The organism is Komagataeibacter rhaeticus, assembly GCF_011611525.1.
Lineage (GTDB): Bacteria > Pseudomonadota > Alphaproteobacteria > Acetobacterales > Acetobacteraceae > Komagataeibacter > Komagataeibacter rhaeticus.
The window spans coordinates 3,076,749-3,102,743 of sequence record NZ_CP050139.1 but is presented as its reverse complement, the minus strand read 5'-3'; the positions used below and the strand labels follow the sequence as shown (position 1 = coordinate 3,102,743).

21 protein-coding genes and 1 pseudogene are annotated in these 25,995 nt (G+C 60.5%); 14 read left to right on the top strand and 8 right to left on the bottom strand.

Annotated features, from left to right (window positions below):
- Positions 1-17 precede the first annotated feature (17 nt).
- Together GWK63_RS14220 and GWK63_RS14215 are read left to right on the top strand one after the other, a co-directional pair.
- Positions 18-506: a YcgN family cysteine cluster protein gene (locus GWK63_RS14220; RefSeq protein WP_007397344.1), complete on the top strand. Its 489-nt coding sequence runs from the start codon at positions 18-20 to the stop codon at positions 504-506.
- A complete protein-coding gene (locus tag GWK63_RS14215) occupies positions 506-1,225 on the top strand; it encodes a M48 family metallopeptidase (protein WP_007397345.1) in 720 nt (239 codons plus the stop codon). Before GWK63_RS14220 ends, GWK63_RS14215 begins: the two co-directional genes overlap by 1 nt.
- Before the next feature lie 106 nt (positions 1,226-1,331).
- On the opposite strand, the gene GWK63_RS14210 is transcribed toward GWK63_RS14215, so the two are convergent.
- Together GWK63_RS14210 and GWK63_RS14205 are read right to left on the bottom strand one after the other, a co-directional pair.
- On the bottom strand, positions 1,332-2,135 hold the full coding sequence (locus tag GWK63_RS14210) for an NAD kinase (RefSeq protein ID WP_007397346.1): 804 nt from the start codon (positions 2,133-2,135) through the stop codon (positions 1,332-1,334).
- Positions 2,132-2,983 (bottom strand): carbon-nitrogen hydrolase family protein, encoded by an 852-nt coding sequence (locus GWK63_RS14205; protein WP_039998559.1) that lies wholly within the window; start codon positions 2,981-2,983, stop codon positions 2,132-2,134. The genes GWK63_RS14210 and GWK63_RS14205 overlap by 4 nt, the downstream gene beginning before the upstream one ends.
- A gap of 142 nt (positions 2,984-3,125) precedes the next feature.
- On the opposite strand from GWK63_RS14205, the gene GWK63_RS14200 reads away from it, so the two are divergent.
- Positions 3,126-4,085, top strand: a complete 960-nt coding sequence (locus GWK63_RS14200; RefSeq protein ID WP_007397348.1) for a cation diffusion facilitator family transporter — start codon at positions 3,126-3,128, stop codon at positions 4,083-4,085.
- Here the strand turns inward: GWK63_RS14200 and serB are convergent.
- A complete protein-coding gene (gene serB / locus GWK63_RS14195) occupies positions 4,075-4,983 on the bottom strand; it encodes a phosphoserine phosphatase SerB (protein ID WP_007397349.1) in 909 nt (302 codons plus the stop codon). The genes GWK63_RS14200 and serB overlap by 11 nt on opposite strands.
- Between serB and miaA the strand changes: the two genes are divergently transcribed.
- The 9 genes from miaA to GWK63_RS14145 all read left to right on the top strand — a co-directional run bounded on the left by miaA (position 4,982) and on the right by GWK63_RS14145 (position 17,548).
- Entirely contained in the window at positions 4,982-6,016 is a 1,035-nt protein-coding gene (gene miaA, locus GWK63_RS14190) for a tRNA (adenosine(37)-N6)-dimethylallyltransferase MiaA (RefSeq protein WP_039998560.1), read from the top strand. The two genes, serB and miaA, sit on opposite strands and share 2 nt — an antisense overlap.
- Before the next feature lie 69 nt (positions 6,017-6,085).
- Positions 6,086-7,909, top strand: a complete 1,824-nt coding sequence (gene ilvB, locus GWK63_RS14185) for a biosynthetic-type acetolactate synthase large subunit (protein WP_007397351.1) — start codon at positions 6,086-6,088, stop codon at positions 7,907-7,909.
- 100 nt (positions 7,910-8,009) lie between these two features.
- Complete coding sequence (gene ilvN, locus GWK63_RS14180; RefSeq protein ID WP_034930953.1) at positions 8,010-8,525, top strand: acetolactate synthase small subunit; 516 nt, start codon at positions 8,010-8,012, stop codon at positions 8,523-8,525.
- 60 nt (positions 8,526-8,585) lie between these two features.
- Positions 8,586-9,605 (top strand): ketol-acid reductoisomerase, encoded by a 1,020-nt coding sequence (gene ilvC / locus GWK63_RS14175; RefSeq protein WP_007397353.1) that lies wholly within the window; start codon positions 8,586-8,588, stop codon positions 9,603-9,605.
- 208 nt (positions 9,606-9,813) lie between these two features.
- On the top strand, positions 9,814-10,542 hold the full coding sequence (locus GWK63_RS14170; RefSeq protein WP_034930951.1) for a fumarylacetoacetate hydrolase family protein: 729 nt from the start codon (positions 9,814-9,816) through the stop codon (positions 10,540-10,542).
- Positions 10,543-10,719: 177 nt separating this feature from the next.
- On the top strand, positions 10,720-11,784 hold the full coding sequence (locus GWK63_RS14165; protein WP_034930975.1) for an aldo/keto reductase: 1,065 nt from the start codon (positions 10,720-10,722) through the stop codon (positions 11,782-11,784).
- Positions 11,785-12,219: 435 nt separating this feature from the next.
- Positions 12,220-14,823, top strand: coding sequence for an ATP-dependent chaperone ClpB (gene clpB / locus GWK63_RS14160; protein ID WP_007397357.1), 2,604 nt, complete (start codon positions 12,220-12,222; stop codon positions 14,821-14,823).
- Positions 14,824-15,426: 603 nt separating this feature from the next.
- A complete protein-coding gene (locus GWK63_RS14150; protein WP_146750226.1) occupies positions 15,427-16,773 on the top strand; it encodes a hypothetical protein in 1,347 nt (448 codons plus the stop codon).
- Between the two features lie 256 nt (positions 16,774-17,029).
- Positions 17,030-17,548 carry a DUF3916 domain-containing protein gene (locus GWK63_RS14145; RefSeq protein ID WP_112210144.1) on the top strand — a complete coding sequence of 173 codons (519 nt, stop codon included), beginning with the start codon at positions 17,030-17,032 and terminating at the stop codon, positions 17,546-17,548.
- 161 nt (positions 17,549-17,709) lie between these two features.
- Here GWK63_RS14145 and GWK63_RS14140 read toward each other — a convergent pair whose 3' ends face one another.
- A complete protein-coding gene (locus GWK63_RS14140) occupies positions 17,710-17,991 on the bottom strand; it encodes a transposase (protein WP_396415494.1) in 282 nt (93 codons plus the stop codon).
- A gap of 354 nt (positions 17,992-18,345) precedes the next feature.
- Positions 18,346-19,656: a DNA cytosine methyltransferase gene (locus tag GWK63_RS14135; RefSeq protein ID WP_157771989.1), complete on the bottom strand. Its 1,311-nt coding sequence runs from the start codon at positions 19,654-19,656 to the stop codon at positions 18,346-18,348.
- 817 nt (positions 19,657-20,473) lie between these two features.
- Between GWK63_RS14135 and GWK63_RS14130 the strand changes: the two are divergent.
- A pseudogene (locus GWK63_RS14130) lies at positions 20,474-20,814 on the top strand (IS5 family transposase); the annotation flags it as partial.
- Positions 20,815-20,860: 46 nt separating this feature from the next.
- Here the strand turns inward: GWK63_RS14130 and GWK63_RS14125 are convergent.
- The 3 genes from GWK63_RS14125 to GWK63_RS14115 form a co-directional block, all read right to left on the bottom strand.
- On the bottom strand, positions 20,861-22,963 hold the full coding sequence (locus tag GWK63_RS14125) for a phospholipase D family protein (protein WP_112210138.1): 2,103 nt from the start codon (positions 22,961-22,963) through the stop codon (positions 20,861-20,863).
- A gap of 232 nt (positions 22,964-23,195) precedes the next feature.
- Positions 23,196-24,041, bottom strand: a complete 846-nt coding sequence (locus GWK63_RS14120) for an alpha/beta hydrolase (protein ID WP_007397392.1) — start codon at positions 24,039-24,041, stop codon at positions 23,196-23,198.
- A complete protein-coding gene (locus GWK63_RS14115; protein ID WP_039998602.1) occupies positions 24,038-25,294 on the bottom strand; it encodes an amidohydrolase/deacetylase family metallohydrolase in 1,257 nt (418 codons plus the stop codon). The genes GWK63_RS14120 and GWK63_RS14115 overlap by 4 nt, the downstream gene beginning before the upstream one ends.
- A gap of 170 nt (positions 25,295-25,464) precedes the next feature.
- On the opposite strand from GWK63_RS14115, the gene GWK63_RS14110 reads away from it, so the two are divergent.
- Positions 25,465-25,989, top strand: a complete 525-nt coding sequence (locus tag GWK63_RS14110) for a MarR family winged helix-turn-helix transcriptional regulator (protein WP_099963161.1) — start codon at positions 25,465-25,467, stop codon at positions 25,987-25,989.
- Positions 25,990-25,995: the final 6 nt, after the last annotated feature.

Here is a 25,995-nt window from a genome sequence, read left to right as displayed (position 1 = left end):
ACGTCAGGACCACGATCATGACAGACAAGACCCGACCCTTCTGGGAAACGACACCGCTTGACCAGATGACCCGCGCGCAATGGGAATCGGTGTGTGACGGCTGCGGCCGGTGCTGCCTGCACAAACTGCGCGAGGACGAGACCGATGACGTGCTGTTCACCGATGTCGCCTGTCGCCTGCTGGATACCGAAACCTGCCAGTGCAGCGATTACGCCCACCGCCAGAGCCGGGTGCAGGACTGCATCACGCTGACGGCGGACAGGCTGGCCGATATCGACTGGCTTCCCCCCACCTGCGGCTATGTGCTGCTGCGTGATGGGGAGCCGCTGCCCTGGTGGCACCCGCTGGTGTCCGGCACGCCCGAGACGGTGCATGAGGCGGGCATATCCGTCAGTGGCCGGGTGATCAGCGAACGCCATGCCGGCATGCTGGAGGACCATGTGATCGACTGGCCGGGTGAAGCGCCCAGGGGGGCGTTCTGCCGCACGCGCCCCCGGCGGCGCTGATGGCGACAGATACGGGTGACAGCACGCTGGAAACCGTACCCATCGCATCGGGCACGGTTACGGTGTGCTGGCGCCCCTCGCGGCAGGCACGGCGGATTTCCATGCGCATCGATCCGCGCAGTGGCCATGTCATCATCACCCTGCCGCGTGGCGCACGCAGGGCGGATGGACTGGCGCTGCTGCGCGCGCATTCCGCCTGGGTCGTGGCGGGCCTGTCGCGCCTGCCGCCCGTGGCCGAACTGCGCCACGGCGGCAGGGTGCTGCTGGACGGCGCGGCACTGGAGATCCACCACGCGCCCGAAGCCCGTCGGGGCGTGTGGCTGGAGGATGGCAGGCTGCATGTCAGCGGCGAACAGGACTTCATCGCCCGCCGTGTGGGCGCCTACCTGCGCGCGCAGGCGCAGCTACTCCTGCCCGCCCGGCTGGGCATACAGGCCGGGCAGGCGGGCCTGCGACCCACGCAGGTCAGGCTGCGCGATACGAAAAGCCGGTGGGGAAGCTGTTCATCCGATGGCACCATCATGCTGTGCTGGCGGCTGGTCATGGCCCCGCGTGAAGTCCAGCACTACATCATTGCCCATGAACTTGCCCATCTGCGCCACATGAACCACGGGCCGGATTTCTGGCTGCTGGTTGATGAACTGACCCCCCACCGCCGCCAGGCCGAGAAATGGCTGCACACCCATGGCGCCAGCCTGCACCGATTGGTCCCGGCCTGAAAATAAAAGGGAATAGAAGTTCTTGGGTGCCGCCTTTTTTCAAAAAGGCGGTGTCTTTCGAAGCTTTTTGAAAAAAGCTTCACCAAAAACTCTTGATCGTTTGCGTTCAGGCGGTGAACTGTTCGGCAATGATCCGTTCGGACAGGCTCTGCCCGGGGTCGAACAGCACGGTGGTGTGGAGTTCGCGCGCTTCGGTTATTTTCACGGAAACCACATCACGCACCTCGGTAAAGTCGGCCACGGCGGCGACGGGGCGCTTGTCGGTTTCCAGTATGTCAAAGCGCACCTGTGCCGTGGAGGGCAGCAGTGCCCCCCGCCACCGGCGCGGGCGGAAGGCGCTGATGGGGGTCAGCGGCAGCAGGTTGGCCGAAAGCGGCACGATCGGGCCGTGGGCGGACAGGTTGTACGCGGTGGAGCCCGCGGGGGTGGAGATCAGCACCCCGTCGCATATCAGTTCGGGCAGGCGCACGCGCCCATCCACATTGATTCGGATTTTCGCGGCCTGCCTTGTCTGGCGGAACAGGAACACGTCATTGAGCGCCAGCGCATGGATGCAGCCGCCATCGCGTGTCGTGGCCTCCATGCGCAGCGGGTGCAGGATCGCCACCTGGGCCGCCGCCAGGCGTTCGGGCAGGTTGTCGGGCACGGCGGGGTTCATCAGGAAGCCGACCGTGCCACAGTTGATGCCATAGACCGGCAGCGTGCGCTCCAGCGTGGTATGGAGCATTTCCAGCATGAAGCCGTCCCCGCCCAGGCAGACCATGGCATCGGCATCCGATGCGGGGTACTGCCCATACTGCGTCACCAGCCGGGCCAGCCAGAGCTGGGCGCTCTCGTTCGGCGCGGCGCAGAAATGCAGCCTGTCGGGAATGTACCCATCGGCCCAGCCGGGGTACGACATCTCGGTCATGGTGTGTGGATGGACAGGCGATGATGCGCCATGACCGGCATGCGCCCGCGTATGGTTTCCACCACGTCGCGTTCAAGGCGCGCCGTGCTCCAGCCCGGCCCGTCCGAGACCTGGGCCACGATGGTGCCCCATGGGTCGATGATCATGGAATGGCCATAGGTGCGCCGCTTCTGGCCGTTTTCATCCATATGGGTGCCGGTGGTGCCGCAGGCGACCATCCAGCACTGGGTCTCGATCGCGCGCGCGCGCAGCAGGGTCTCCCAGTGGGCAAGGCCGGTCTCGACCGTAAAGGCGGCGGGGACCAGAAGCATGTTGGCCCCGCGTGCGCGCAGGGCGTGGAACAGGGCGGGAAAGCGGATGTCGTAGCAGATGGCCAGCCCCGCCGTCATGCTGGCGGAAAGCGGGACGGTCACGATGTCGGAGCCGGGTTCGTAGGTATCACTCTCCCGATAGCCCTCGCCACCGGGGGTCGTGACATCGAACAGGTGAATCTTGCGGTAGCGCGCGCGCTCATGGCCATGGGCATCAAACACCAGCGATGTGTTGAACAGCCTGTCACCATGCCGTTCACCGATTGAGCCGCCATGAAGGATGATGCCATGCGTGCGCGCCATGCCGGACAGGAAGCTGTACAGCGGCCCGGCCTCCCCCATGCCATCGGGGCCGGGCAGGGTTTCGGCGGCGGCGAATTTCATGTCCCGTGTCCCGCCCAGGCAGCTCCACATCTCGGGCAGGATGACAAGGTCGGGCCTGTCCGCCCTGACCGCGGCCGTAATCAGCGCGCGGGCATGCTGCATGTTTTCGGGCGCGGATGCGCCGGGCGCCATCTGGATGACAGTGGTGCGCATCAGGGCAGGTACTCCATGGATGATTCCCGCCGACCATAGGACAGCCGCCCCCACGCCCGCAACCGGCACGACCCGTGCGCGCGGCCTGTTAAAACGGGTGGGCGGGCGATAGGATGGGGGCAGATCTCGTACTGAAAAACCAATGGCACATTCCTCATCTTCCCGCACCGTCATCTTCGCGGCCCTGGCCGGCAACCTGCTTGTGGCCGCCACCAAGTTCGGCGCGGCCTTCCTGACCGGCAGCGCCTCGATGCTGAGCGAGGCCATCCATTCCCTGATCGATACCGGCAACCAGGGGCTGCTGCTGGTCGGCATGCGGCGTGCCATACGTCCGGCCACCGCCTCGCATCCGTTTGGCCATGGGCTGGAGCTGTATTTCTGGACCTTCGTGGTTGCCCTGCTCATTTTCGGTCTGGGGGCGGGGGTCTCGCTTTATGAAGGGATCATCCACATCATCCATCCGCAGCCCGTCGCGCACGTACTGGTCAATTATGCCGTGCTTGTGGCCAGCATCGTGTTCGAGGGATCGGTCTGGCTGCTGGCCCTGCGGGCCTTCCGCAAGGAGGGCAAGGGCAGGCGCGGCTGGGTGGAAGCCGTGCAGATGAGCAAGGACCCCACCGTCTTTACCGTCCTGTTCGAGGATACGGCGGCGCTGGGCGGCCTGGCCGTGGCGCTGGTGGGCAATATCCTGTCCGAGGTGCTGGACATGCCGGTGCTTGATGGCGTGGCCTCCATCGTGATTGCCTGTATCCTGGCGGTGACGGCAACGTTCCTTGCGCGCGAATCCCAGTCCCTGCTGACGGGGGAAGGCGTTGCGCCGGAGGTGCTGGCCGCGCTGCGCCGCATGGCGCTGGCGGCACAGGGGGTGGAGCGGATCAATGAAATCCGTTCCATGCATTTCGGCCCGCGTGACGTGCTGGTGGTAATCAGCCTCGATTTCCGCAACGACCTGACGGCGGGACAGGTGGAGATCGTGGTCAGCGCGCTGGAGCGCCAGATCAAGCAGGCCTATCCCGAAGTGACCCGCGTGTTCATCGAGGCCCAGGACAGCCGTGCCCAGCCCGCGGGCACGGCCGCCACGGGGGGCGCGCCTACCCTGTAACGAATTCGTCCGCCCGGTAGCCCTGGGCGAACAGCAGGGTGCGCAGGGTGGTATGATTGACCTGATTGCCTATCTCGCGCCGGACAGCGGGCTTGGCATGGAAGGCGATGCCCGCGCCCGCCACGCGCAGCATGGCCAGGTCGTTTGCGCCATCGCCCGTGGCCATGGCGTCATCCATATCCAGCATTTCTTCCTTCACCAGCCGCTTCAGGTGGGCCAGCTTGGCGTCCGGGCCTAAAATGGGTTCGCCCACCCCGCCCGTCAGCGTATCACCCCGGGTGAGCAGGGTGTTGGCGTGGTTTTCATCAAAGCCGCACCGGGCCGCAACCTTGCGGGTAAAGAACGTGAACCCGCCCGAGACAAGTGCGGTACGTGCGCCATTGGCCCGCATGGTGCGCACCAGTTCCAGCGCGCCGGTGTTCAGCTTCACGTCCTGCCATGCCCGCTCCAGCAGGCTGACAGGCCGGCCGGCCAGCAGGGCCACGCGTTCATGCAGGGCGGATTCGAATTCGATCTCCCCGTTCATGGACCGGCGCGTGATCTCGGCAATCTTCTCGCCAATCCCGGCATGGGCCGCGATATCATCCAGCGTTTCGCAGTTGACGATGGTGCTGTCCATGTCCGCCACCAGCAGGCGCTTGCGGCGGTTGTGGGCGGGGGTTACCAGCACATCCAGCGCCCGTTCGGCAAGGGCCGCGCGTACGGACCCGATACCGGGGCTGTCCCATGTTTCGGGTGCCGGGCAGGCGATCTCGACGGCTTCCCCTTCCGAAAGGGTGACGGGGGCAGCACCCCGCACCAGGTCGCGCGCGACCTCGATATCGACCGGGGTAAGGGATGTGGCGTCACGTGTCGCCACCAGTACAAGGGTATGGGTCAGGGAAGGGGAATCAGGCATGGGGTCCGGTTACAACTGGGTTGGTGCACAGACGCCCCCGTCCGTGGGGCAGGGGCGCGTGGCGCTGATCGTGGCGGGTCCGACCTGTTCGGGCAAGTCCGCGCTTGCGCTGGCGCTGGCCCGGCGGGTGGGGGGTACCATCATCAATGCGGATTCGATGCAGGTCTACCGCGAACTGCGCATCCTGACCGCCCGCCCCGGCCCGTGCGATGAAGCCTGTGTGCCGCATGCGCTGTATGGCGTGCTGCCCGCGGCACGGACCGGCAGCGTGGCCTGGTGGCGCGAACAGGCCATGGCATGCGCGCAGGCGGCGTGGGATGCGGGGCGCGTGCCGGTGTTCTGCGGTGGGACGGGCATGTATTTCCGCGCCCTGACCGATGGGCTGGCCGATATTCCCCAGCCGCCCGATGCCATTCGCGCACAGGCCCGCGCCATGGTGGCCCGGCTTGGGCCGGAGGGGGCGCATGCGGAACTCCATGAACTGGATGCCGAGACGGCTTCCACCCTGCGCCCCGCCGATGGCCAGCGCATTGCCCGCGCGCTGGAGGTCCGTCTGGCCACCGGCCACGGACTGGCGTGGTGGCGGCGCGAGGCGGTGCTGCCACCCCTTGCCGCCCGCTTCATTGCCGTCAGGCTGCACCCGCCGCGTGACATGCTGCGGGCCGCCATAGCGCGGCGCTTCCACGCCATGGTGGAACAGGGCGCGATGGCGGAAGTCGCCCATCTGCTGGAACAGGGCCTGCCGCCGGACCTGCCCGCCATGCGCGCCCATGGCGTGCCCGAACTGGCGGCCGTGCTGCGGGGCGGCATGACGCTGGCGGATGCCACGGCGCGGGCGATCACGCTGACCGGGCAGTACACGAAGCGCCAGGCCACATGGTTCGCCCATCATGCGCTGGCGGCACCTGCCGCCACATATGTATATGAAAAACGCTTTGAAAATTGCCCGGATGCGCAACAAATGGAAAGATGTGACAATAAAATCATTTCTTTTGTTATTAACTGCATTGACGCGGGCCAAGGCTTTCCGTAAACCCGGCGCGGGATTTCGCCTGTAATGGCAGGCCGGCTGTTGCGGCCGCCACGGCGAAGGAGCAGGAACATGAACGCAGCATCGCACCAGACCGACCTGAAACCTCATGCCACCGGCACGGACACGCCCGTTGTTCAGAGCGGTGCCGAGGTCCTTCTGCGCGTATTGGGCGAGCAGGGGGTCGAGGTCATATTCGGCTATCCCGGTGGCGCGGTACTGCCCATTTATGATGCGCTGTTCCGCCAGAATGCGATTCGCCACGTTCTGGTCCGCCATGAGCAGGCGGCCGTGCATGCGGCGGAAGCCTATGCCCGTTCCACCGGCAGGGTGGGCGTGGTGCTGGTGACAAGCGGCCCCGGCGCCACCAACACGGTGACCGGGCTGCTGGATGCCATGCTCGACTCGATTCCCGTGGTCTGCTTCTCCGGGCAGGTGGGCGTGCCGCTGATCGGCACCGATGCCTTTCAGGAAGCCGACACCACCGGCATCACCCGGCCCGCCACGAAGTACAACTACCTTGTGCGCCGTGCGGACGAGATCGCGCCCAGCGTGCACGAAGCCTTTCATATCGCGCGCAGTGGCCGCCCCGGTCCGGTGCTGGTCGACCTGCCCAAGAACCTGATGGTCGGTCCCGCGCCCTATGTCGCGCCGGCCCGCGCGCCGCACCCGTCCTACCAGCCGCAGACCGAACCGGGGCGCGATGCGATCTCGCGCGCCGTGGCCGCCATGAAGGGCGCGCGCAGGCCGCTGTTCTATACCGGCGGCGGCATCATCAATGCCGGGCCGGAGGCATCCGCCGCCCTGCGCCGCCTGGTGGAAAAGACCGGCTTCCCCTGCACTTCCACCCTCATGGGGCTGGGGTCGATGCCTGCGGGTGACCGCCGTTTCCTGGGCATGCTGGGCATGCACGGCACGTACGAGGCCAACATGGCCACCCATGGCTGTGACGTGCTGATCGCGCTCGGTTCGCGCTTTGATGACCGGGTGACCGGGCGGCTGGATGCGTTTTCTCCCACGTCGTTCAAGATCCATGCCGATATCGACCCCAGCCAGATCAACAAGATCGTGCCGGTTGATGTGGGAATCGTGGGGGACGCGCGTCGCGTGATCGAGATGATGCTGGAGGAGTGGGACTGCACCCCCGCCAACACCCGCCAGCCGATCGACATGGCGCAGTGGTGGCACCAGATCAACGAATGGCGTGCGCGTGACAGCCTTGGCTTCGTGCAGGACATGGCGCCGGATGCCATCATCCGCCCGCAATACGCCATCCGGCGCCTGCATGAACTGGCCACCGCCACCGGGCGTGACACCTATGTCTCGACCGAGGTGGGCCAGCACCAGATGTGGGCCGCCCAGCATTTCGGCTTCGACAAGCCCAACCGCTGGCTGACCTCGGGTGGCCTGGGCACCATGGGCTATGGCCTGCCCGCCGCCGTTGGCGCGCAGGTTGCCCACCCCGATGCGCTGGTGATCGACATTGCGGGCGAAGCCTCCACGCTCATGAACATCCAGGAACTGTCCACCATCGCGCAGTACCGCCTGCCGGTTAAGGTGTTCATCCTGAACAACCAGTATATGGGCATGGTGCGCCAGTGGCAGGAACTGCTGCATGAATCGCGCTATTCCGAAAGCTACAGCGCGGCCCTGCCCGATTTCGTCAAACTGGCGGAAAGCTTCCACGGCCGTGGCCTGCGCGCGACCTGCATGGGCGAACTGGATGGCGTGATTGCCGAAATGCTGGCCCATCCCGGTCCGGTGGTGGCTGACATCTGCGTTGCGCAGGATGAGAACTGCTACCCCATGATCCCGTCGGGTGCGGCGCATAACCAGATGATCCTGGGTCCGGGGCAGGATGACGAGATCAGCGCGGAAGGCCGCATGCTGGTCTGATCCCGCCCCGGCGCATGCCGCCGGCATGCCCTTGTCCTTTCCTGCCACCGTGCCGCGACAGTGCGCGCGGTGGCGCCTTCAGCAGTCAGGAAACACAATCATGACCACGCAGCAGGAGAGCCCGGTCTCTGCGGTCATTGCCATTCAGGTCGAAAATGAAAGTGGTGCGCTGGCGCGTGTCATCGGCCTGTTTTCCGGTCGTGGGTACAATATCGAGAGCCTGACCGTGGCCCCGGTTGATGAGACCCGCCGCCAGTCGCGCATCAATATCGTCACCACCGCCACCCCGCATGTGCTGGAGCAGATCCGCGCGCAGGTGGCGCGTCTGGTGCCGGTGTACCGCGTATCGGTCATGACGGGGCAGGACCCGCATGTGGCGCGCGAGATGGCGCTGGTAAAAGTGATTGCCAGCGGGGAACGCCGGGCCGACGCGCTGCGCATTGCCCAGGCTTTCCGTGCCCATCCGGTCGATGCCTCGGCCACGTCCTTTGTCTTTGAGCTGACGGGTGCGACCGACAAGCTTGATGCCTTTATCGACCTCATGCGTCCCCTTGGCCTGGCCGAGGTCTCGCGCACGGGTGTCGCCGCTATCGCCCGGGGTGCCGCGATCCTGTAAGGGAACGCCGGGTTTTACCGTTTCACATGTTTTTACCGTTTTTTCCCAAGGAGCAAGATTATGCGCGTCTATTATGATCGCGATGCCGATGTGAACCTGATCAAGAGCAAGAAGGTGGCCATCATCGGTTACGGCAGCCAGGGCCATGCCCATGCCAACAACCTCAAGGACTCGGGTGTGACCGACATCGTGGTCGGCCTGCGCCCCGAATCCACCGCCGTGGCCAAGGCCGAGGCCGCCGGCTTCAAGGTCATGACCCCGGCCGACGCCGCCAAATGGGCGGATGTGGTGATGGTGCTGACCCCCGATGAAGGCCAGGGCGCGCTGTACAAGGAATCGCTGGAAAAGAACCTCAAGCAGGGTGCGGCCCTTGCTTTCGCCCATGGCCTGGCGATCCATTTCCGCATCATCGAAGCCCGTCCCGACCTGGATGTGTTCCTGATCGCGCCCAAGGGCCCGGGCCACACCGTGCGTTCCGAATATCAGAAGGGTGGCGGCGTGCCGTCGCTGGTGGCCGTGGCCCAGAACGCTTCGGGCAATGCGCTGGAAATCGCGCTGTCCTATGCATCCGCCAATGGCGGCGGGCGTGCGGGCATCATCGAGACGACCTTCAAGGAAGAAGTCGAGACCGACCTGTTTGGCGAGCAGGCCGTGCTGTGCGGTGGTCTGGTCGAACTGATCCGTGCGGGTTTCGAGACGCTGGTCGAAGCGGGCTACGCGCCGGAGATGGCGTATTTCGAGTGCCTGCACGAAATGAAGCTGATCGTGGACCTGATCTACGAAGGCGGCATCGCCAACATGAACTACTCCATCTCCAACACGGCGGAGTATGGTGAATACGTGTCCGGCCCGCGCGTGATCACGCCGGAAACCAAGGCCGAGATGAAGAAGATCCTGACCGACATCCAGGACGGCACCTTCGTGCGCAACTTCATTCTGGAAAACCAGTCCGGCAATATCGGCTTCAAGGCCACCCGTGCCCGCAACAACGAGCACCAGATCGAGAAAGTGGGCGAGAAGCTGCGCGGCATGATGTCGTGGATTGGCAAGAACAAGCTGGTCGATAAGTCGCGTAACTAAAAATCAGTCGTTGATAAAAAAGGATAAAAGTTTTCGGGTGTCGCCTTTTTAAAAAAAGCGCCATCAGAAACGTCCTTTCGGGTGGCGGTCTTGCGTCCCCCTTAAATTACAACGCCAGCCGGAGATGTTCCGGCTGGCGTTTTTTTTATGTCCGCCTGTGACGGCGGCCCCGTATTTGCCGTGACACGACCGGGTAACGGGTGCCACCATGCGCGACCGGAAAAACCTGAAGGAGCACCGTACCGTGACGGATTACGTGATTCCCCCCTGCAGCCTGCCCGTTGTGCCAGTGGAGGGGAGTAAGGGTGTCTTTCCCGTCCGGCGGATATGGTGTGTGGGGCAGAACTATGCCGCCCATGCGCGCGAGATGGGCAGCAACCCCGAACGCTCCGAACCCTTCTTCTTTTCCAAGCCGGGGGATGCGGTAGTGCCCGGCGGCGGGCTGCTGGCGTTTCCAGTCAGCACGTCCGACCTGCATCACGAAGTGGAACTGGTGGCCGCGATCGGGCGCGATGGCCATGACATTGCGGTGGAAAAGGCGCTGACGCATGTCTATGGCTACGCGGTCGGCCTGGACATGACGCGACGTGACCTGCAGGCCGCAGCCAAGAAGGCGGGCCACCCGTGGGATCTGGCCAAGGGATTTGACCAGTCCTGCCCCATTTCCCCCATCGTGCCGGTATCGGTCACGGGCCACCCCGAAAACGGCGCAATCACGCTAAGCGTGAATGGCGAGTCCCGGCAGAAAGGCGACCTGCGGGATATGATCTGGTCGGTGGCGGAAATCATTTCCGCTCTCAGCCGGTTCGTCTCCCTCGGTGCGGGGGACCTGATCATGACCGGCACCCCGTCGGGTGTGGGGCCGGTCAGGCGCGGTGATGTGCTGTACGCCACCTGCGCCGGTGTGGGTGAACTGAACGTGACCTATACCGGCTAGAGCAGGCGCGGGTAGCCTGCGCGCCCCGCAGGTGTCGTAAAACGCCATGATGCCCGTGTTCGTGACGGGCCATGCGTAACCCGCGCCGCGCCGGTTCATTATCATATGGCCGCATGCGTGCCCCATGGGCGCGGATGCGGGTTTTTTTCGCCCATCAGGCAGAAGGATCAAAAAAACATGCAGTATCGCCAGCTTGGCCGTTCCGGTCTGCGGATTTCGGCCTTTACCCTGGGCACCATGACCTTTGGTGGCAAGGGCAACTTTGCCAAGACCGGCAATACCGACCTTGCCGGGGCCTGCCGCCAGATCGACCTGTGCATTGATGCCGGGATCAACATGTTCGATACGGCGGATATCTATTCCACCGGCGTGTCAGAGGAGATTCTGGGGGCTGCCCTCAAGGGCCGCAGTGACGACGTGATGGTCACGACCAAGGCGCGCTTCAACATGGGACCGGGTGCCAATGACGCGGGGCTGTCGCGGTTCCATCTGGTCAGTGCGTGCGAAGCCAGCCTGAAGCGTCTGGGCCGTGATCATATCGACCTGTATTACCTGCATGAATGGGATGGGCAGACCCCTCTGGATGAAACGCTGGAGGCGCTGGACACCCTGACCCGCGCGGGCAAGATCCGTTATGCCGGGGTTTCCAACTTCTCGGCATGGCATATCATGAAGGCGCTGGGCACGGCGGAGCGCAACCGCCTGATCGCGCCCGTCTCGCAGCAGATCTACTATTCCCTGCAGGGGCGTGAGGCGGAATATGAACTCCTGCCCGTTGCCGTGGACCAGGGCATTGGCGTGCAGGTCTGGAGCCCGCTTGCGGGCGGTTTGCTGTCGGGCAAGTACCGGCGCGGCAGGCCGCAGCCCGAAGGCACGCGCCAGATCGAGAAATGGGGCGAACCCCCGGTTTACGATATCGAGAAACTGTATGACGTGGTGGAGGTGCTGGTCAGCATCGCCGAAAGCCGCAACATCTCCGCAGCCCAGGTGGCGCTGGCATGGGTGGCGCAGCGGCCTGCCATTACATCCGTCGTGATCGGTGCCCGGACCGAGGCGCAGCTGGTCGATAACCTCAAGGCCATTGACCTGAGCCTGACGGCGGAAGAAATCAGCCGCCTTGATGACGCCAGCGCGCCGCCGATCCTCTATCCCTTCTGGCATCAGGCCAGCACGGCGTCAGACCGTCTTTCGGCCGCCGACCTGCTGCTGTTGGGGCCGACGCTGGCAAAGAAGAATAAATAAAAACAGCGCAAGGAAGTTTTTGGTGAAGCTTTTTTCAAAAAGCTTCAGAGAACGCCGCCTTTTTGAAAAAAGGCGGCACCCAAAAACTTCCATCATTTCTATCAAGGGTTTGTCTGACAGCCGTTTCCCGTCGGGCTGCTTTCCCCCGGCGGGTATCGTATACCGCTGGGCGAATGGCCGTTGCGCCAAGAAGGCACGGCAATATTGATCTGGATCAAGGCTGCGGACCGCCCGCCGATGATCAGCTATCCCCCGTTCCACATCGCCCATGACCTTATGCGCGCGACAGGTGGCTGGGGAGGGAAATCACTTCCGATATCTTGTAATAACATCCAGTTGATCCCATCTGGAATCCAGCGCCATGCCGTTGCCTGTTGAGGGACGGCGCAGGGCGGAACCTTTTTTGTCGCCTGATCAAGAGGGACGAGGAAACATATGAATATCGAGAAGTTTACAGAACGGTCACGCGGTTTTCTGCAGGCAGCCCAGACCATTGCCATGCGCGATTACAACCAGCAGCTGACGCCGGAGCACCTGCTCAAGGCCCTGCTTGATGATGATCAGGGTGCCGCGTCCTCCCTTATCCGCGCGGCTGGCGGGCAGGTGCCCGGTATTACCGCCGCCAATGACGCAGCCCTTGCCAAGCTGCCCAAGGTGCAGGGCAGCGGCGCGGGCCAGCCCACTGCTACGGGCGAGCTGGTCCGTCTGCTGGATAATGCCGAGCAGGCCGCCCAGAAGGCAGGTGATGAATATGTGGCGCAGGACCGCCTGCTGGCCGCCATTGCCGCGTCCGAAACGCCGGCGGGTCAGGCCCTGCGCGCCGGCGGCGCCACACCGCAGGCGCTTGAAAAAGCCATTGCCGCCATCCGCAAGGGACGTACCGTGACAAGCGAAAACGCCGAAGCCAATTTTGACGCACTGAAGAAATACGCGCGTGACGTGACCGAAGTCGCCCTGCAGGGCAAGCTGGACCCGGTGATTGGCCGTGACGAGGAAATCCGCCGCGCCATTCAGGTGCTTGCGCGCCGCAGCAAGAACAACCCTGTCCTGATTGGTGAGCCCGGCGTGGGCAAGACCGCCATTGTGGAAGGGCTGGCGCAGCGTATCGTCAATGGTGACGTGCCCGAGGCGCTGAAGAACAAGAAGCTGCTCTCGCTCGACATGGGCGCGCTGGTGGCGGGCGCCAAATTCCGGGGCGAATTCGAGGAACGGCTGAAAGCGGTCCTGAAGGAAATCGAGGCCGCCGAAGGTCAGGTGATCCTGTTCATTGACGAGATGCACACGCTGGTCGGTGCGGGGCGCAGCGATGGTGCGATGGATGCCTCCAACCTGATCAAGCCCGAACTGGCCCGTGGCGTGCTGCACTGCATCGGTGCCACCACGCTGGATGAATACCGCAAGTATATTGAAAAGGACGCCGCCCTCGCCCGCCGGTTCCAGCCGGTCTATGTGGGTGAGCCGACAGTGGCCGACACCATCTCCATCCTGCGTGGCATCAAGGAGAAATACGAACTCCATCACGGTATCCGTATTTCCGATGGCGCGCTGGTCGCGGCGGCAACCCTGTCCAACCGTTACATCACCGACCGCTTCCTGCCCGACAAGGCCATCGATCTGGTGGACGAGGCCGCAAGCCGCCTGCGCATGCAGATCGACAGCAAGCCCGAGGAACTGGATGAACTGGACCGCCGCCTGATCCAGCTCAAGATCGAGCGCGAGGCCATCCGCAAGGAAGATGACGCGGCCAGCAGGGAGCGTCTGGTCAAGCTGGAAGCCGAACTGTCGGAACTGCAGGAAAAGTCCGATGCGCTGACGGCGGCATGGCATGCGGAAAAAGACCGCGTCAACGCCGTGCAGAAGCTGCAGGAGGAGATGGACCAGATCCGCTCGGATATCGAGATTGCCCAGCGCAAGGGCGATCTGGCCCGTGCATCGGAACTGATGTACAGCCGCCTGCCGCAGCTTCAGGCCCAGATTGCCAAGGCACAGGAAGAGGCGGACCAGATCAGCAAGGGCGATGGCATGGTCAGCGATACCGTGACCGATCAGGGCATCGCCGCCGTGGTGTCGCGCTGGACCGGCGTGCCGGTGGACCGGATGCTGGAGGGCGAGCGCGCCAAGCTGCTGCGCATGGAAGATGAACTGCGCAAGAGCGTGGTGGGGCAGGAACCGGCCCTGAAGGCCGTGTCCAACGCCGTGCGTCGTGCCCGTGCAGGCTTGCAGGACCCCAACCGTCCCATCGGGTCGTTCCTGTTCCTTGGCCCCACGGGCGTGGGCAAGACCGAGCTGTGTAAAGCGCTGGCCCGCTTCCTGTTTGATGACGAGAAGGCCCTGCTGCGCATCGACATGAGTGAGTTCATGGAGAAGCATGCGGTCTCCCGCCTGGTGGGCGCGCCTCCCGGCTATGTGGGGTATGAGGAAGGCGGCGTGCTGACCGAAGCGGTGCGGCGCAGACCCTATCAGGTCATCCTGTTCGATGAGGTGGAAAAGGCGCATGAGGACGTCTTCAACATCCTGCTGCAGGTGCTTGATGATGGCCGCCTGACCGATGGGCAGGGTCGTACGGTTGATTTCCGCAACACCCTGATCGTGCTGACCAGCAATCTCGGCTCCGACGTGCTGGCCCACCTGCCCGATGGGGAATCGGTCGAGACGGTACGCCCCGAAGTCATGCAGGTGGTGCGCAACCACTTCCGGCCCGAGTTCCTGAACCGTCTGGATGAGATCATCCTGTTCTCGCGCCTGCAGAAGGCGGATATGGGCAAGATCGTGGAAATCCAGATCGGGCGCCTGCGCAAGCTGCTGGCTGACCGCAATATCCAGCTTCGCCTGGACAAGGGGGGTGAGGAATGGCTGGCGAATGAAGGCTACGATCCGGTGTATGGCGCCCGTCCGCTCAAGCGCGTGATCCAGCGTGCCCTGCAGAACCCGCTGGCGGGCCTGTTGCTGGAAGGCACCATCCATGATGGTGAAACGGTCACTGTTGATGCGAAGGATGATCACCTGACCATCAATGGAACCGAGGTGGAAGCCGACTGATCGCGGCACGCCGCATCAAAGTTGGGAAAAGGAGGGGCCTGCCCCTCCTTTTTTCACATAAATATCTTTTTTTCTTCGTTTTTTTGGTTCGCATTGTGAATGTTAAGTGGGTTTTATGGCGGATTTCCGTTGTTTTCCTGTGTTTTAGGGGGAGCGTTGACAGGGTGGGCCAATATCCGTAAAAGCCCCTTCACCGGACGGCGCTGCTGCTCCGGCGGGTCTTTGACAAGAGAATAGAGAGAGTATCTGGAAGGGATATGCTGGCGGCGCGGTTGTTGCTCTTTAGGGGGTGATGATTGGCGGCCTGGACTGGGTGAGACTGGTCTAGGGTAGCTTGGCGTATCTTTTTAGGAATATGCGTTGAGTGTTTTGAAGCTGTATGCGGGTTTATCCTGTTTTATGGTTAAGAAGCCTGGACTGGCTCTGTTTATTTTACGTCGTCCACATCGAAGGTGCCAGCTATCGCCTGCGCCAGCATGCCGATCTGATCCCCGAGCATACACGGGCCCACGCCAATCTGATGCCACCGGCAGCGCCAAAGCGCCGCGGTAGGCCCCCAAAGCATGGAGCTATCGATCACCTCAATGGCTGATCACCATATCCGTGCTGGGGAATTTTCCGACAGCACATGTGGGGAATTTTGAAACAGCATTTACACTCGGTGACACCTACGCCTCGACGGAAGCCAGCGGGCTATCGGGGATCTATGCTGGCAATGGTGGTGTGAACATCGCCGTTGCGGGCAATACCAGCCTTGATGCCGGGGTGATCGAGAGCACGGCGGCATCGGCGCTCAACAGTCTTACGACAGGCAGCCTTACGGCCAGTGGGGAGAAGAATGTCTCCGATTACGCCGGGGCGTCGGCCAGTTTCTCCTACAGCACGATGCAGGGCGGGGGAGATACCGATAGTGCCGGGTTTGCGGATAACGGCATTCCCATGGCTTCGGCGGCGGCGGTAGCCGGTTCCCATGAGACGGAAAGCCAGTCGGCGATCGGTTCGAACATTACGGTGAAGGCAGGCGCTACGTCCGGCAGTCTCTCGCGTGATCCGTCCACCGCCAACCAGGCCATCGCCAACGATTTTGACGCCAGCAAGGAAAGCAATGTCCTGGCGCTCGCCAATGAGGCCGAGACGGTAACCCAGGCGGCCGCATGGACGGCCAAGCAGGGTTATGACATGGCCAGCGAGGGAGCTGACGACAGGGCCACGGTCGGAACTGATGCGCGCGACGCACAGCCGACGCAGGACAGCGTGGCTGGCACAGGAGATGCGGCGTCGTCAGGCGCGCGGACGGATAGGGCTGAAGGAGATAGCGAACCTGTCGCTTTCATGACCCATAGCCTGACGATCGGCCGCGGGATTAAAAACGGGGATAGCACGGGAAACAACGTCGGTGCGGACGTACCACAGCCTGTCGAGCCTGACGTTACATATCCACGTGACGCCACAACGCAGGTGTTCCGGGAAAACGTCCTGAGGCTTGGTTCCTCGGGGGGGCTGACGGTTGCTCCCGATATGTACAACGGGCATCCCGGTGCCGACGCCGCAATGACTGATCGGTTCGGGCGGGGAGTTGCCCATTATTCGCCGGATGCCGTAGTTTCGGGGACGGGTATCGGGGATCTGGGCGTTAGCATCCCTGATGCAGGAACATATCGTTCAACTGGTACGTTCACGGATCACGGCGAACTGGAGTTCACCAAGGACGGCAGCAGTGATATCTACACTTTAGGGGCGGCGGGACCGGTCGATTACACAAAAATAACGGGTGGGAAAGTTTCGGCTTCTACGTTAGATGAAAATGGGGTCATTTCTTCTGACAGACAATCTGCCCACACAAAGGAACTTTTTAACCGTCAATCAGATACTGTTCACGTCCCGCGTTCCGTTGGGGCAGATATTCCCAGTCGTAAGGTTAATAATATACATGAATTTTCGACAGTATAACAGGTCTTGTATTTAAGTCGGCTTCAAGGCGTACGTCGAGAATTATTCAAGGTCAGAGAGTATATAAAGTGGAGAAAGACATCATACTTCAAGAAGGAGAAAAAATCCGAAAAGGGGAGCAGTTTTACCTTGATAATCTTCACAATGACCATTTAGAGGTATTCGATGCCCGCGGGAGAGCAATTATGAAAGTTGATCTTGCAGGGAAGAAGTTGGGCGATCTGCCAAGTAATAGACGGATATAGGGAATGAAATTATGTCTCTTCAAAGCATAAAAAATGGTCTTCATGCGTGGGACATAAATACGGTTGATGCGTATTTAATAAAGGAAAATATAGAAAGCATGGGTTATTTTTCCGAAAAAATACCCATTTCAATTTCTGACATAAAAGAAAATAGGAAAAATAATAGATTTAAGGAGATGATAATTGATGAATTAATAACAAAAATGGAAAACATAAAACAAGAATGTTTGACCTTTTTAAGAAATTATAAAACTCTAAGGATTTACTTCGTTATAACAGAGCCTGACTATTTTGGATCTGAAGTTGGAGTTATGGCATCTAAAATTCAATGGCAAAATATGACGAGGAGAAGTATTAACGAAGAAAACTATAAGGAAGAAATATCAAAAGACATAGAGTACAAATACGTAAACAAAGAAAATATACCTCACGATATTATCGTAGAAAGATATAATCATATAATAAATGATAATATAGACAATATCCACTTCAATGGTAGCTTTTTGTTGTTTTATTTTGATATACCATAATTCCTGATTTATCGCACTGTATAACAAGTTCCCACTGGAATACCTTTCCGTTACAATAAAATTATCGCGTTATAGATACCTATAAACGCTATAACTAATACGATATTATTATAAAAATATAGAGGAAGTCTCGATTTTTCTTTTTTAATCGCTAGGACTTGTTAGATCTTGATATAGTCTGCTGTAGCAGCGATGAGGATGACGGAGAGGAAGGATGCGGCGGTCTTCTCATATCGGGTCGCGACAGCCCGCCATTCCTTGAGCCTTGCCCACAGGTTTTCGACCAGGTGCCGGTGTCTGTAAGCCCATCTGGGACAGACGACTTCTGGATCATTCTTCCCTGGCGGAATGACAGGACGAGATCCCCGGTTCCAGAGATATTCACGGAATTTGTGCGAGGCATATCCGCGGTCATAGACGACATAGGTCGGCGGGTGTGGCAGCTCGTCGAGCAGGGCATAGGCACATTGTTGATTTTCACTGAAAACTGACCTGGGTTTTTCATCAGGAATTGACCCAGACAGCTGCTATTCCAGGCATAGTGAGGCGGGCGGTCAAGAAGAGGATCTGTCCTTTCTGTTTTTCGACGAGACGGCTTCCTGAACAGGACCACCACGACAACGGTGCAGGGATCGACGGCCGCCGCCGGGGATGCCCTGACGGTCACGGCGACGGTCCGCAGAGTTCTGCGAAAAATCAATCAAACCGCTTTCTGATTCAGGCTCTTAGAAGAGCAAACTGAGATGGGCTGGCGGATTGTCCGCGATACCGGGAGCCCCGTTACGGTGGCTGATTTCTCAAAGTACCGCAAGGAATTCGCGAGCCAGCTTGGGAACGTGCGGCGTGTTCGGGAAATCTTGATGGGCGAGCAAGTCGAATAAGATTTCGCCGATCGCTTCGGCAAGTAATGGTGGGACCGCATTTCCAACCTGAGTGTATCGCGGGCAGCCATCCTTTCGCCGTGCTCCGCCTGTAGTGTATGGACCCTTGAAGGAGAACCAGTCGGGAAAAGACTGGATACGAGCAAGCTCCCGCACGCTCATAGTGCGAGGGTCACGATAATGGATCAAATCGTCTGGGAGTGTCGTGACCGTTGGGGCCGGTAACCTAGCGGAGAGCGGCGTGGTTGATCGCTTGCCTATGCCGAGACGGAGGCGGTCTGCTTGAGAAATACACCGTCCTCTCTCGCAGCTTTCGAGGATGCGCTTCATGCGGTTTGTAACCTGCTGGTTATGTCGTGCCAGACGGCGATCGCTAGGTTGATGCATGCTGTGTCGACGCATTAGCTGCTGATAGGCAGTCGGAGATTCTGGATCAACGCGCATGATCCCAGGGTAACCTGGTGCCTCCCATTTCGTATCGCGCGAGACATTTGGGTCAACGATCAAGTCCGATAAGGCGTCTGCAACCGAGGTTTCGCCGGGGCCAAGGCCTCGTCTTGCAAGGAACTCGCGTCGGCCGGTCTTCAAGCGCTCCAACGGGTTAATGCCAGGAAAGCTGCCCCGTAATGCGGCAATACAGATGTAACGCGGCCGCCGCTGAGGAACGCCCCAACTTGACGCTATGAGCACGTCAGCCCAACTGTCATAGCCTAGGGATGAAAGCCGTTCGCGGGTCGCGGTGGCGTAGGTACCGCCTCCGGCATGGGGCATTGATTGGAATCCGCGAACATTTTCGAGCAGGACGAGCCGAGGCCGGACTAGCGCAACAATGTCTAAGTAGGCTTCGACCATGCGGCTTCGGGGATCGTCCGGGTCACGGCGGCCATTCGTGGAAAAACCTTGACACGGCGGGCCGCCAGCGAGCAGATCGACGCTACCCGCCATTGCGGCAAGCTGGGAAGTGTAATTGGCCGCCAAATCTACGACATTGTTGGGGCCAAGGGGAAGCCAAGCAGGCCAATCCATTCCGATCGATGGATTGTCGATGAGGTTGTGGCAGTAGGATTCGAAGGCATGCGGATGTGCCTCAATCCCCATGATTCCACGAAATCCAGCCATGTGGAGGCCGAGCGACATTCCGCCGCAGCCGGCAAATAAGTCTATGCAGGTTGGTGCCATCTGAATAGTTTGCTCCGTCCCCCAGAAAATGTCCAGGACTTCCTCCATAGTAGCCCACGAACTGCAAGGCGGATGACTAACTTGCATTTCAGCTTGAGGGCAAGCAGCATGTTCGTACGTCAAATTGATCCTAAATAACGGCGCTGAACACCGTTGATTTGACAGTAACGCGCTGATGCGAAGAGCGTGGAGTGGATATATTAATAAAAAATAACTATATTAGAGCGCGGAGACGTGCCTTTTATTTGTGATAAATTTGTATCAAAATCCTAATGTACATCATATTTTTACTCAATTCGAACCTAAGGTTCGGTTTAACCATCTAAATACGGTCGGACGTTTTGTGAATTATCTATTCATCTAGATAGAAAGCATCAGAGATTGTCGGTATCGGGGACTGCGTGCCCCCGCAACCAAGCCTAATACAATCAATATAATACAAAAATGCCGCCCTCAGAGGCGGCTTTTTTGCGTTCCAGACATACGCGCAGGAATACATGGGAAACAGACGAAAAGGTAATCCAGCGCAGTTTTGTCCGATTTCATAAATGCGTGATGTAAGGGCGGGGAACCCTGTCGCCTGTTTCGGGGTATCATTCTGGGCTCGTCGAGGCAGGACAGTCTGGTACGATCAATCGATCAATCGATCAATGCCTACTCCCGAGCGACCGGCGAAGTCCAGGATCATCGACGTTACGGCTGTCCAGAAAGAACGGTAATCCGCTTGGCATCCCACCCATCAGGACCGATCGATATTCAGGATTTTCTTTTTGTGGAATGGACGTTTCACTGAGTATCGTGTCAGGGCATGGAGTATGGAATGGGAATCAAGCGGTACGAGTTGAGTAAAGCACAATGACAACGGATTGCGCCTCTGCTCCCGGGCAAAGTTGGAGATGCGGGCCGCAGTGGAACGGATAATCGCCTGTTCGTGAACGGCTGCCTCTGGATTCTACGCTCTGGCGCGCATTGGGAGAACCTGCCGGAGCGGTATGGCAAATGGCAGACGGTGCATCGTCGCTTCAGCAAATGGTGTCATGCCGGGATATGGGACAGGATTTTCGAGATTCTGATGGCCGATCCGGACAACGAGTATCTGATGTTCGATTCCATGATCGTTCGCGCCCGTCAGCAGGCTGCGAACGGAAAAAGGTGAGCAGGGATCAAGCGCTGGGCCGCCCGCTGCGCTTCATTGTTGCAGCCGGGCATGGGGCGGAGCCTGTTTGAATACCTGTCCTGAAGGAACGGACGCTCAGGGACCGTTGTCATTTTTTACGAAATGGCCCCCTTTCGGGCTTCCGGGTTTTTTCCATGCCTTCATGATGCGTCCCAGCACGGAGGTCTGACGGATGGGGGCAAAGCCCAGTTCGTTCTCCATGGCCATCAGGTCCAGTTTGACTGTATCGGCGATACGGCCCTTGAAGACGAATTCCGGCACTGATTTTTCGAATGCCACGGCCTGGCGGATGTCACCTGCAAAGCGCGCGCGCATGAAGCGCCTGTCCCGCGACAGGGTAATGTTTTCCGGGTGGCTTCCGATCATCTCGATCAGGATGCGCTGGAACTGGATGGCCCGCATTGCCTGATAGGTCCGGTACGAAAGCGGGCAGGCCCAGTCGGGACGGGCAGAGACATGCTGGTCCAGCAGGGCAAGCAGGATGCGTGAGGAAAGGACAAATACATCCGGAATGGTCTTGCCACCCCCGTGATCCATCTCGCCCCGCATCGCGCGCGCATGGGGCAGCATGAGGGTCAGGTACTGGCGATACAGGGCGGTGCCGATTTCCTTTTGCAGGCGCCGGGGGCTTTCCGTCTGGAGCGCGCGGCTGTCGGGCAGGGAGGCATCGATATGGCAGGTCACCATCCGCTTGGTCAGGTCGGCGGGAATGCTGGTGACATCCTTGTTGGTGGTCAGGACGATCGGGGCATAGATATCGGCCATGTCATGGTCGGTACGGACCATGTCCGGCACGTATTTGCCCATCCGGTCGGGTGTAACATCGTCGATCAGCAGGGGAATGGCCCCCAGTTCATGGCGCAGGGCCAGTGCGCGCTGCGCGGTGAAGTCCGATGAACGGATGCTTTTGACAATCCCGAACATGGACTGGGCGATGATCCGCGTGAACAGGGTCTTGCCCCCGCTGGAGCGGCCGTACAGCACGGCATAGGGGGGATAGAGCCACGGGTCGATATGGTTGATGACCGCCCCCTGCCGCAGGAAGGCGGAAAAGGGCGCCATGTAAAGCCAGACCAGAAAGGCCCAGTAGGATGTCATGGCACTGCGGCTGTTGCCATAAAACGCCGCGAAACTGCCAATATAGTTTACCAGCAGGCGGGCATCCCGTGCGACCTGTGCCGAGGGGACCATCTCCTTTTCCGACAGCCACAAGCGGTCATTCAGATGGATTTCGCCCGTCCGGACCGACAGGGTCGCGCGCGGAATGCCATCCGCCACCCGATCCGGCGCGGGCAGGCTGTTGCGGGCATGGAGGAAGGTCGAGACCGTTCCGGGTGTGACAAGGGCTATGCCCTTGCGGTTCATGGGCAGGGGAACGGCTTCAAGTTCCTGCCGCAGGCGCCGGGCCGTACGCAGGGCGGTGGCGGAAAAGCCGTCCGGTACGGGGATGCCACCCTGTTCGACATGCGCAAGCCCGGCGCGGATGGCGCGGACAATGGGCACGTCCTCATAGGGGAGCGGGTCCGCCCGGATATCCATCTGCCCCGTTTTCGAAGTCGGGGAGACCCCGATCAGGATTTCGTCTTCAACCGGCACGCTCTGCCTGTAATCGCGCTGGTAATAGTCTTCGAACACGCGCCATGCCGCCGGATCGTCAAAGGTGATGATGATTTCGTGCTGGCGGCCATGGAAAGCAGCCTGGCTGAGATTGGCGGACCCTGTAACCACCCGGTGGCCATCGGGGCCGGACAGCAGATAGAGCTTTTCATGGCTTGGCCGGCCGGTCAGCAGCCGGAAACGTAAGGTGCCATCCTGCAGGCGTGGCAGGAAAAGATGATGACGTTGCCCCAGTATCCGCCGCAATCCCTCGACAAGGGATTTCTGGTCGGCCAGACAGTCCCTGAAGCCATATTCTTCAAAAACCTGGCTGGCCTGAACCAGGGCAAGATGGGTTTTGGTCAGGATGTGTTCCGACCCAAAAACTATTTCCATGTCCTCCAGCCGCCCTGTCAGGCCAAGCAGGAATTCCAGGGAACTGGAGAAAGTAATCGCGCGTAATCTGGAGAAGCCCGCAAATATGTCCTGCCAGTTGCATTGCCTGTACTCTGTCAGTTCGGCCTGGAATGCCGTAAGCCGTGCTGGTTCTGGATGATGCATGTGTGAGAATAGATCAGACATTTTTCAGTCATCCATTTCTCTATTTGTAAGTAATTTTTATAATATAAACAGAAAAAAGAAGATTTTGTCAAAAAATTCCTGTTTACTCAATACTGAGCCGGGGATAATGTCAACCTTATGATAAATAATATAAAAGTTTCCTGATATCCTCTTTTTCAGGAAGACGGCGTTCCCTGACGTGGGCCGGGGGAAACGTCACCCGAAACTTTCATCTTCTGTCAGGGCAATGTTCTCAGGCCGATGCCTGATCCAGCATCATGCGCGCAACCCGGACCAGTTCGCCATCCGCATGTGCCAGACTGTCCAGCACGGTAAAATGGTCGGCCCCGGCCAGGGGCACCAGCGGGCCGGGGCAGTGCTGGCGGGCGCGGAGGTGATGCAGGGTTATGCTGTCATGGCAGAACGTGGGTAATTCCCGGCTGCCATAGGCAATGGCCATGGGCTTTCCACATGGCGGCAGGCGAAGGGGGGAGAGTGTGGCAACTTCCTGATCCGTCAACTGCAATGCCGTATTGAACCTGGTATCACGCAGGGGCCCCAGTTCGTACACGCCCGATATGGCCAGCCCGGCCGTGACCGCCCGATGCGCGAGACAAAGCCCGGTCAGCGTGCCACCAGCCGACCAGCCCGCCAGCAGGCGCGCGCCGCTGAAACCATGGGCAGGCCCATGTGCGTCAAGCCATGTCAGCGCCATGTCTATTTCCGCCACAATACGTGTCAGCGATGCCTCGGGCGCCAGGGTATGGCCTACCATGACCACCGACCAGCCATGGGCACGCACCCCTTCGACCAGACAGGCAAAGCCCTCGGGGGCGTTCATCTGCCAGTAGCCACCATGGATAAAAATCAGGCATGGCGCATCGGCATGCCCTGCGGGATAAAGATGCCACAGCGTACGCGCACCGGGCGCATAGGCCACGTCAGACTGCCCCGGCAGGCCCCGCCTGCGCAGTTCGGCCGATCGCACGCGCAGCCGGGTCATATAGGCGCTGCTATCCGCAACCGCGGCTGCATTGTCATAGGCGGCATGGCGCGCCGCGCGGTCCAGTTCGCCCCATCTGGCAAGGGGAGCGGTCATGCCAGGGGGGGGACCAGCGGGCTGTCCGCCCTGTACATCCGGCCTGCGCGCAGGCAGAAGGCAGGGGCCAGCATTTCATCTACCATGACACGCGCGCCACTGTTGTCAGACAGGGTAAAACGGCCCTGGACATGGTCAAGCACCGAAATGTCCGCTTCCCGCCCGACCTGAAGCGATCCCAGTGTATCCGCCATGCCCAGCATGCGTGCCGGATTGCTGGTGACGGTTGCGATGACCTCATCCATCGGCATGCCAAGATACAGCAGTTTGGACATGGCATGGGTCAGGTTGAAGGGGGAAACCCCAGCAAACGGGTTTTTGCCCCTGTCCTCCAGATCCGTTGCCGCGGGAACCTTTACGTTATAGCCGTGCATGTCGGCCCCCAGCGTATAGGGACGGATGCCTGCCGCCATGACCGTCCGGGCCATCTCGAAGGAAAAATGTGATCCATGGCCGACATCCACCGTAACGCCCCGCTCCAGTGCCGCCCAGACAACAGGATGGACTTCACCCGTTTCCATGGAAATGAAGCCACCGGGATGACGGGTGAAGGGATGCGCAAGGATATCCCCCGGTTCCATCAGGGGCATCAGTTCCCGTACGATCTCGTCGGGATTGATGTCGGGCGCGTCCTCCATGGTCGGCCAGAGCTGGCCCAGATGGATGTAAAGCGGAATGCCCGCGTCGCGCGCGATGCGTTTGCCGATACGGATGACATCCAGCCCCCAGCGCGAAACGCCACCCAGTTCACAATGGGCCTTGATCCCGCGCACAATATCCCGGTTTTCCTGCGCGGCGCGCACGGAATGGGCGACATCCGTCTGGCCGGGGCCGTAAAGCTCCGGATAGAGATGCCCCTCCAGCCCACCCACCAGATAGGCGGACAGGAAGCACAGGACACGGCTGGCGGCCGGTTCGGCAATGAAATGGCGGAACCCGCCAATGGTCATGCAACTCGGGCCGCCCTGGTCCACCAGGGTCGTGACACCCGAGCGTACGCCCACCATATCGGCATTGAGCCCGAAACGCCCCGTGACATGTTCATAGACATGCCCATGCGTGTCGATCATGCCGGCCGTCACGATCTTGCCCGATATGTCATGGGTTTCGCGCGCCGTGGCCGCTCTGTCGATCACGGGTTCGATCGCCATGATCCGTCCGTCCCGCACGCCGATATCCGCAACGCCATGGCGGCCTGTCATCGGGTCAATAAGGGTTCCACCGCGTAAAAGCGTATCAAATGTCGAATCCATGCAGGCCTCCATCCCATAAACAATCAGCATACTGACGATGTGGACGCATGCAAGCCTGACCCGCGTCCGGGCACAGGGATTCTTCCTGTCTGGTCCGCTCCGCATATACGCAAACCGGGCGGCGGAATGAGTGTTTGGCCTGCCCCGCGCGGACTGGTATCGTCACGCCCATGACACAGGAACCGACCGCGGCCCCCCAGCCGCCCACGCCCGTGCGGCCTGACAGGCACGAACAGACAGGTGTGGCACGGCTTGAGGCACGTCCGGGATTCCTGATCCGGCGCCTTCACCAGATTCACGTTGCCCTTTTTGCCGAGGAATGTGGCGGATTCAATATAACGCCCGTCCAGTACAGTATCATGAGTGTGGCGCAGATGCGTCCGGGGCTGGATCAGAGTGAACTGACGCAGGAAGTGGGCGTGGACCGGGCAACACTGGCCAATGTGCTGGCGCGGCTGGAAAAACGGGGACTGGTGCGTCGTGAACGTACGGTGCATGACCGGCGGCTCAAGCAGGTTCACTTGACGCCGGATGGCGTCACCCTGCTTGCGGAAATGGCGGAACCCGCCCGCAGGGCCCATGCCCGCACTATTGCCGCCCTGACCGGGGCGGACCGCGAGGCCTTTCTGGATGGCCTGACCCGTCTGGTGGTTGCGGGGAACGGCTATGGCCGCGCACCCATGCGCATAGGCTGACGGTCC

Excerpts from the sequence above, each read along its gene's own strand:
- GWK63_RS14220 (WP_007397344.1), top strand. The coding sequence starts at position 18 with ATGACAGACAAGACCCGACCCTTCTGGGAAACGACACCGCTTGACCAG.
- GWK63_RS14215 (WP_007397345.1), top strand. The coding sequence starts at position 506 with ATGGCGACAGATACGGGTGACAGCACGCTGGAAACCGTACCCATCGCA.
- GWK63_RS14210 (WP_007397346.1), bottom strand. The coding sequence starts at position 2,135 with ATGACCGAGATGTCGTACCCCGGCTGGGCCGATGGGTACATTCCCGAC.
- GWK63_RS14205 (WP_039998559.1), bottom strand. The coding sequence starts at position 2,983 with ATGCGCACCACTGTCATCCAGATGGCGCCCGGCGCATCCGCGCCCGAA.
- GWK63_RS14200 (WP_007397348.1), top strand. The coding sequence starts at position 3,126 with ATGGCACATTCCTCATCTTCCCGCACCGTCATCTTCGCGGCCCTGGCC.
- miaA (WP_039998560.1), top strand. The coding sequence starts at position 4,982 with ATGGGGTCCGGTTACAACTGGGTTGGTGCACAGACGCCCCCGTCCGTG.
- serB (WP_007397349.1), bottom strand. The coding sequence starts at position 4,983 with ATGCCTGATTCCCCTTCCCTGACCCATACCCTTGTACTGGTGGCGACA.
- ilvB (WP_007397351.1), top strand. The coding sequence starts at position 6,086 with ATGAACGCAGCATCGCACCAGACCGACCTGAAACCTCATGCCACCGGC.
- ilvN (WP_034930953.1), top strand. The coding sequence starts at position 8,010 with ATGACCACGCAGCAGGAGAGCCCGGTCTCTGCGGTCATTGCCATTCAG.
- ilvC (WP_007397353.1), top strand. The coding sequence starts at position 8,586 with ATGCGCGTCTATTATGATCGCGATGCCGATGTGAACCTGATCAAGAGC.
- GWK63_RS14170 (WP_034930951.1), top strand. The coding sequence starts at position 9,814 with ATGCGCGACCGGAAAAACCTGAAGGAGCACCGTACCGTGACGGATTAC.
- GWK63_RS14165 (WP_034930975.1), top strand. The coding sequence starts at position 10,720 with ATGCAGTATCGCCAGCTTGGCCGTTCCGGTCTGCGGATTTCGGCCTTT.
- clpB (WP_007397357.1), top strand. The coding sequence starts at position 12,220 with ATGAATATCGAGAAGTTTACAGAACGGTCACGCGGTTTTCTGCAGGCA.
- GWK63_RS14145 (WP_112210144.1), top strand. The coding sequence starts at position 17,030 with ATGTCTCTTCAAAGCATAAAAAATGGTCTTCATGCGTGGGACATAAAT.
- GWK63_RS14135 (WP_157771989.1), bottom strand. The coding sequence starts at position 19,656 with ATGGAGGAAGTCCTGGACATTTTCTGGGGGACGGAGCAAACTATTCAG.
- GWK63_RS14125 (WP_112210138.1), bottom strand. The coding sequence starts at position 22,963 with ATGTCTGATCTATTCTCACACATGCATCATCCAGAACCAGCACGGCTT.
- GWK63_RS14120 (WP_007397392.1), bottom strand. The coding sequence starts at position 24,041 with ATGACCGCTCCCCTTGCCAGATGGGGCGAACTGGACCGCGCGGCGCGC.
- GWK63_RS14115 (WP_039998602.1), bottom strand. The coding sequence starts at position 25,294 with ATGGATTCGACATTTGATACGCTTTTACGCGGTGGAACCCTTATTGAC.
- GWK63_RS14110 (WP_099963161.1), top strand. The coding sequence starts at position 25,465 with ATGACACAGGAACCGACCGCGGCCCCCCAGCCGCCCACGCCCGTGCGG.